Raw genomic sequence first — 7,315 nt, forward strand, 5'->3', positions numbered from 1 at the left:
AGAACTATTTCCACCAAGGGATATTTTGAAAATATAACATAAGTCAGGCTTGCTGCCTGCGATTCAGGGCATACATCTGTACCTTCTTCATCTTCGCGAGATTGACGGCACGATCCATTTCCTTCTTCTCAAGACGTCTGGCCTCGATGTAGCCATTGTCGATCGCCTCACAAAGGATCTCCTATCCGATCGATGAGCGCGCCAGGACAGTACTCCACCCCTGCGGAGTTCCCACGCCCCCGAAGGAGATATCCGAATTCTCAGCAGCCATATCGGTACAGAACTTGCAGGAAGTAGACCTGTACCGGTCCAGTTCAGAGAGATCGTAACTCTTTATACCGTCAGCCATGCCAAATTCAAAGACACCTTTACGGATCTTCATGGACTCGATGTCATTGAGGTCCATTCCATGTGTTTCCACAAATTCCCTGATGCCCTCATGCTCGAAGCTGTCCATGCAAAACAGGCCGAACTTCAGGACCTTTGCCCTCAGGAACAGATGAAGGAAGCCATATGGGCTCGTCTGCATCTTGTGAACAGCATCTATATTGCAACTCGGACCAACAAATGCAATGCTCCTCATACCCTGCTTGATGGCGCTCATCAATGGCTCCATGGTCATGCTGTGAGAATAGATACTTCCTGCAGAATCAAAGAGTTCATCCGCGGTAGTTGCAATAAAAGGTTCAGCTTTCCAGGGGTCATCTTCCGACTTCCTTGTGACTATGGCACAATCCAACAGGCCTTCCTCAAGCCCGTATGCAAGCAGTGAGGTGACAACACCCCCATCCTGACCCTTAAAGCCGGGAATTGAAGACTTAGCGGCATATCCGAACCTGAGTTTTCCTACAAGGTCTTCCTCCCTTGTAACCGTTCTCGGACACTGATTATAGCAGACACCGCAAGCAGTACATTTGTCGATCAGTTTGGGCTGATTCTCCACAAAGGCTATGGATTCACAGGAAGAAACACAGGCACCGCATAATGTGCAAATGCCAAGGTTTATTATCTCTTTTTTGAGCTTACCAAAAGAGATCCTCTCACGCTCACCAATGTTGCGCTTCAGGCGTATTACACTCTTTTCCAGCTGGTCGAACTTATTCTTGCATTCCGCAGAACAAAAGTAGTACCTCTTCCCGCCATAATCCGTGACATAAATACTGTTCTCAGTTACATGAGCTTTACAAATTGGATCCGTTATCATTTTGATCAACCCCAGAAGATCAGATAAGGAAGTAGTAAAAACTCATTCGTAATAAAACAAACTTTAATTATTTTTAATTGTAATTGTTTTACGTGATGGTATTTGTGCAATAAAACAAATTAAATGAGAAAAACAGAGAAATAAAAAAAAGAAAAGAACACCCGAATGGGTGTTCATGACTTAGAGTCGCCTTCTTCTAAATCCGATAGTTATGACAGCAACGGCTAACACTACCAACACACTACCTAAAATATCAGCACCGGAGAAGGATGTAGATGACGAGGCTGAATCACTTGTTGTGGATTCTTTTGTCATTTCATACCCTTCAACGTAGTTGTCTGGTGTGCTTTGCTGAGAAGCCTCTGCTGGCTGGTCGGTTGTAGTTCCATATCCCCCATCATCACTGCTTGTGCTGGTGCTATTGACGATTGAAGCAGATGCAGTCGATCCGCTGCTGCTGCGTGTACTGGGCGCTGATGATTGAGCATTCCTCTGTGTGGCCTCTTCCATCAATCTGTTGTACTCATCGATGGTTTCCTGTGACACAACTCCGGGTACGGACATTATACCCTGTATGTACTCGTTAAGCAGAGCATTTCCACAGGTATGGTGACAGCACGTGACACCATCTTCAACCACAGACTCGGCGTATTCCCTCACAAGGTTCTGAAGTGTCTCATCCGATGCATCCCAGTATTCTTTCCTGTCAGTCTCTATCATTCTAGTGAGTATGGATTGATATTGATATGGATTCTCGGTTTTGAGGAACTCATCCACATCAAGATCATACTTATCCATAACATAGATGTCGTAGATCTCATTCCAATCAGAATCCGTGACCATGTCGGGTGTCATGACGTCCCAGCCCCACAGATTATCGGTAAATTTCATGAATTCTCTGGCGCCGGCGTAATCATATTCCATCATTCCGGATATCCATTTAGGATTGAAGTTCCGTGCACGCAATTCATTCCTGAACGCTTCGTTCAAGGTAATGATCCCTGGATCATCCACACTTGTCAGGTCGGCCACATACATTTCGGGATTCTCCCCTGTCAGTGACCTCACCGCAAGTCCAAGACCTCCGAGGTACTGATAGAAGTCATCATTATCGATGAGTCCGTACAGGTTTGAGGTATCACTGTGTACAGCTGCATCAACATCCATCAGGTTCATCCTGAACACGTCTTCATAGCTCTCACCCCACATGTCCTGCCCATAGATGTTGGACATGCGTGACATGTACAGGTCAGCAAGTTTGTCTTCACTGTCCCATGTCTCACTCGCAGTTACAACACCCGGAAGTCCGGTACCGTATGAACCCGGTGATTCACTGAATATCCTGGACTGTGAGATCGCCTGTGCCGTGGTGTTATTGTACCCACTGGCCAGAAGTGCGTCTTCCATCTTCAGGGAATTCCACCTGACATAGTTCGTTTGATTAGTCTCGTTGAGTGCTGCAACTGTTCGGACCGCCTCATCGATCAGCTCAAGCTGATACGGGAACGTATCCCTGTAGAGTCCGGAAGGTGTGATGACCACATCGATCCTTGGATGATTCATATCCTCCAGCGGAATTACCTCAAAACCTGTAAGCCTGCCCGAGCTTCGCACGGGTTCGACACCAAGCAGGGAGTATATCTGAGCTTCCATGAGTCCATGATGACGCATTGTCTCAACAGACCAGAGAACATAAGCCACCTTGTTCGGATAGGTGTTGTTATGTGTAGCATAGTGCTGCTGCACCAGCTGGTCCGCAAGGGTCGTACCCATAGCTGTTGTTTCCACATCAGGGAACTTCCTCTGGTCGAAACTGTAGAAGTTCCTACCTGTTGGTAGAGCTTCCGGGTTTCGTATCGGATCGTTTCCGGGTCCGGGCTCGATATATCCTGCATTGAGCGCATGCAATGTCTCATCGATCTCACGAGAGGTCTGGCTCAGGAATACAGAATATTCGATTGCCAGATTCAGATCTGACGTGATGTTCGCGTCGGTGAGGTTCAGCACATTTAACTGAGCAGTTGAAACATCCGTCCCATTGAGTAATGTGGCATTCAACAAATCATAGGCACGCTGTTCGGTTGCAACCTCCCAATCATCTTCATGTCCACTGACATAAGGAAAGAGATTTATTATGTGATCCATGAAATCACTGCGAAGCATTGACTTGACCATGGTGACGAGCTTTTCATCCTGTGGTGCGACACCAAGGGTATGGAGTCCAAGAGGCATGAGCGTACCCTGCAGTTTATGCAGATGATCGTGGAGAGTGACTGAAATGAAGTTCGTATAATCATCTTCTGTCATTGCCCTGAGTTGATCAGGAGTTACACCAAGATCATTTTCCATTGAAAGATTTGTGTAAAGTCCGATCATACTATCGCGATAGAGTGCCATCATTGCAGTATTATTGGTACTCTTGGCCTCTTCATACCTATGTAGCTTGTCATGCATTGTTGCCAGTTCACCATACAGTCCTGCATTTGTTATTGCCGGAACCAGGTGGTCTATGATCACTGCATTGCCCCGGCGTTTGGCCTGAGTACCCTCACCCACATTGTCCATGATGTATGGATATACCACAGGTGTATCTGCCACCATGATGGAGGGATAATCATACTTCCACAGTCCAACCTCTTTCCCGGGCAACCATTCTTGGGTACCATGCGTACCAAAGTGGATCATAGCATCGGTATCATAGACGTTGTTGATCCAGAAGTATGTGGCTAAATACTGGTGTGTCGGTGGTATTGATTTGTCGTGGTACATTACCGATTCGTCTGACAGGTCGCCTCTGGTCGGTTGTGGTATGAAGTTGATATTACCAAGCTGTACGGTTGGGATCACAAACTTATTCTCGTACACCATAATGTTGCCTGGTGCTTCGCCCCATCGTGCTTCGACCTCATCCTGTACGGACTGCGGCAGGGTGTTGTACCATGCGAGATATTCGTCCACTGGTACCAACGTGACATTACCTGAGTTGACGACCTTCTCAAGTTCACCTGGTGCCCATGAACCAACGTTCCTGCTCTCGATGAAACGATCGATGAATTCGCTTGCATTTGGTATTGCCCCATTACCGATATCATACCCATCTGCCTGCATTTGTTCAAGCAGCAATGTGAAACTTGACCCGATATCCAGATAGCTGGCACCGATGTTGTTCTTACCACCTTCATGGTTGTAGTATATGATGCTCACTTTCTTGTTAGCATTGCTGACATGACCAAGTTCTGCCCAGGAGATCGCACGGTCACACATCCAGTCCAACTGTTGCATCTGGGGTTCATAGTATTTCTGCTGGGTGTTTTGGTCTGTAACCCTGCCAGCGAGCCATATGTAATCAATCAACCCATCGATCTCAGGCTGGGTGACATGGGAAGGAATTGAACTCGGGTTCACACCATGTACACTTTCATTGAACTGATCTGGACCTTGGTAATAATCGAGCACACCCTTTATTACAGGAACATCATAGCCCTCGAGATACTCAACACCCTTTTCCTGGTTATCGTAATTGAGTCTGAAACCCTTCAAAGAGATGATTGAATCTACCAGTAAAGTTCCATTCTGTGTGAAATAATCAACGTCATTGGTACATACTTTGTATGTTGAGAAAATAACATTATAGCCTTTTGATTCCAGATTATTGATTATTGCATCATCGGTGGTATGAAGAAGGGTTGTTTTCTCGATATTGTAATTTGCGATCACTCCAATAGTGTGTGCAGATGCATTGTATCCATTGCCTGCATACCACTCAAGGTATTCGGTACTGTTCTCAAAGACCCTTGGAAAAGCATCAGGGTGATAGATGCCATGGTCAGGGATCGATGGTGCGGCTGGAGCCGAGTATTCAATGTATTCGTCCTCAAGGGTTGCTCCGATACACCGGATCCAGTTCTCCATGTTCGTGTATCCAGCGTTATAGAGATAATCCTTCATTACGCTATGTGGCGCATTCTCCATATCGATGGTTCCTATCCCATACACATCGCTCATGCCAAAAAGCCCGATCTGTGTGCCACTGGCCTTTGCAGTAAGAAGTTCATCCTTGAACTCGGGAAGTTCGTTGGCACCTATCATGTAGAGCATGATAACGTCCTGGTCAGAAACATCGCTGAAGTTAGCAGCTTCAGTCCCACTCATCACAGTAACATTGAAATTGTCTGTGATCACACTTCTCTCTGACAGGACCTGAGAAAAATAGTACCTGCTGGTATCAGAGTTTATAATATAGGTGATCTTTTGTTTGGACTGCAGAATAACAGGTTCTGGAATGGTCTCGTTCGCCCATGCATTGCAGAACTCTTGCCCCATGAACTTGAGCATGTTCACCATGTTGGTGTCGCCACCCTGCACCCAGTATCTTTCGATATCTGTGTATTCAGTTGAGTACAGATCAACATTTGGCAAGGTTACATTGGAAGAAAGATCGTATCCTATGACCATTGCACCGTTTAGTTTGGCAGACTTTATACTTGAAGTCCAATTACTTACTATGGATTCATCCTGAGACTCGATGAAAATAACCCCATATTCTGAGAAGTCAAACTCTTCAGGTACACTATTGACGTCTGTGAAAATAGTAATGTTCAGATCGTCTGAGATATTGAGATCCTGTGAAGCATTAGTGAGAGAGAGCTCGTTAAAGTTTGTACCAAGAACAAAGACGAATTCACTGAGGTCTACTTCATCATTGCCCAGAATACCAATTCTTGAAAGGGTGGGGCACTCTGTTGCAAGGTATATCAGCAGGGTTTCCGCATTATCAAGACCTTCTCCTGCAGTATCCATGTTGTTGTAATAGTTGCAGATAGGATCGTCAGCATTACCATCTGAAACATAATCGAAGTAAGAAGGAGTACTGCTAACAGAACGTATGCTGTAAAGGGAACTACCACTATCATGAGCGGCTTTCAAAGTATCATTTAGTAGACCATCCTGTGAATTGTAGACTTTGCTGCCAACCATATCACAGAGAACAACATCCTGAGTTCCTAAAAATCCACTCTCAGCAGCTGCAAGAAGAGTATCATTTGCATAATAGGTAGCATTATAGGCCGGAATATAGGTATATTCGATGAGATCGCTATAATCGTTTGTCTCACTGGCCATCTCAAGACCTTCACTTGGACTGAAGCCGATGTAAACCACTTTTGTCTTCATTGTGAGATAAAGAAGAAGGTTTTCCGCATTATCAAGACCTTCTCCTGCAGTATCCATGTTGTTGTAATAGTTGCAGATAGGATCGTCAGCATTACCATCTGAAACATAATCGAAGTAAGAAGGAGTACTGCTAACAGAACGTATGCTGTAAAGGGAACTACCACTATCATGAGCGGCTTTCAAAGTATCATTTAGTAGACCATCCTGTGAATTGTAGACTTTGCTGCCAACCATATCACAGAGAATAACATCCTGGGTTCCTAAAAATCCACTCTCAGCAGCTGCAAGAAGAGTATCATTTGCATAATAGGTAGCGTTATAGGCCGGAATATAGGTATATTCGATGAGATCGCTATAATCGTTTGTCTCACTGGCCATCTCAAGACCTTCACTTGGACTGAAGCCGATGTAAGTGATCTTTGTAACTTGTTCTTCTGCCGATACAACTGGCGAAAGCGCCAGCAAAATCAAAACACTTAAAAGCAATAACTGATGTTTTATATTTCGCATATTATCCACCCGATAATGTGTAAGACATCCCGGCACTTTGCTTGGCGGCTGTTCCGGGATGTCTCAAACTTTCATGATCCACACATTTTCATTCTATTTTCTTATTGGTTATTTCCACACACTCTTGAAATGATCAGGTTCCCGTCTCGTTTCCGGAATCAGGAACGTAAATCACACGACCATCCGCCAGCTTGTAAGCCGTACCCAGTGCATCGCCGGTACCACCGCCTATCTGATCGGTCATGTTCAGTACTTCTATTTCCTGCCCTTCCTTGACTATGATCTTCATATTCTCCTGGCCGGGATTCATTACGATGGTCATATCTGTAGGACTGAGCAGCTCAGGTAGCTGGTAAGACATCACAAGAGCTACCAATAGAGCTACTGAGAACACCATGGCAACATCGAAGAGGTTAGCCACTCCGGTAA

4 protein-coding genes are annotated in these 7,315 nt (G+C 45.3%); 1 reads left to right on the forward strand and 3 read right to left on the reverse strand.

The window, feature by feature from the left end:
• The first annotated feature begins 49 nt into the window (after positions 1 to 49).
• Complete coding sequence (locus E7X56_RS12365; protein ID WP_371413371.1) at positions 50 to 196, forward strand: hypothetical protein; 147 nt, start codon at positions 50 to 52, stop codon at positions 194 to 196.
• On the opposite strand, the gene E7X56_RS10805 is transcribed toward E7X56_RS12365, so the two are convergent.
• The 3 genes from E7X56_RS10805 to E7X56_RS10815 all read right to left on the reverse strand — a co-directional run.
• Positions 182 to 1,204 (reverse strand): Coenzyme F420 hydrogenase/dehydrogenase, beta subunit C-terminal domain, encoded by a 1,023-nt coding sequence (locus E7X56_RS10805; protein ID WP_371413372.1) that lies wholly within the window; start codon positions 1,202 to 1,204, stop codon positions 182 to 184. The genes E7X56_RS12365 and E7X56_RS10805 overlap by 15 nt on opposite strands.
• A gap of 180 nt (positions 1,205 to 1,384) precedes the next feature.
• Positions 1,385 to 6,886, reverse strand: coding sequence for a cobaltochelatase subunit CobN (locus E7X56_RS10810; protein WP_135606759.1), 5,502 nt, complete (start codon positions 6,884 to 6,886; stop codon positions 1,385 to 1,387).
• A gap of 133 nt (positions 6,887 to 7,019) precedes the next feature.
• Positions 7,020 to 7,315: DUF2149 domain-containing protein (locus E7X56_RS10815; RefSeq protein ID WP_135606760.1), on the reverse strand; the 296-nt coding region annotated here is incomplete at its 5' end.

Source organism: Methanococcoides sp. NM1, assembly GCF_900774285.1.
Taxonomy (GTDB): Archaea; Halobacteriota; Methanosarcinia; order Methanosarcinales; family Methanosarcinaceae; genus Methanococcoides; species Methanococcoides vulcani.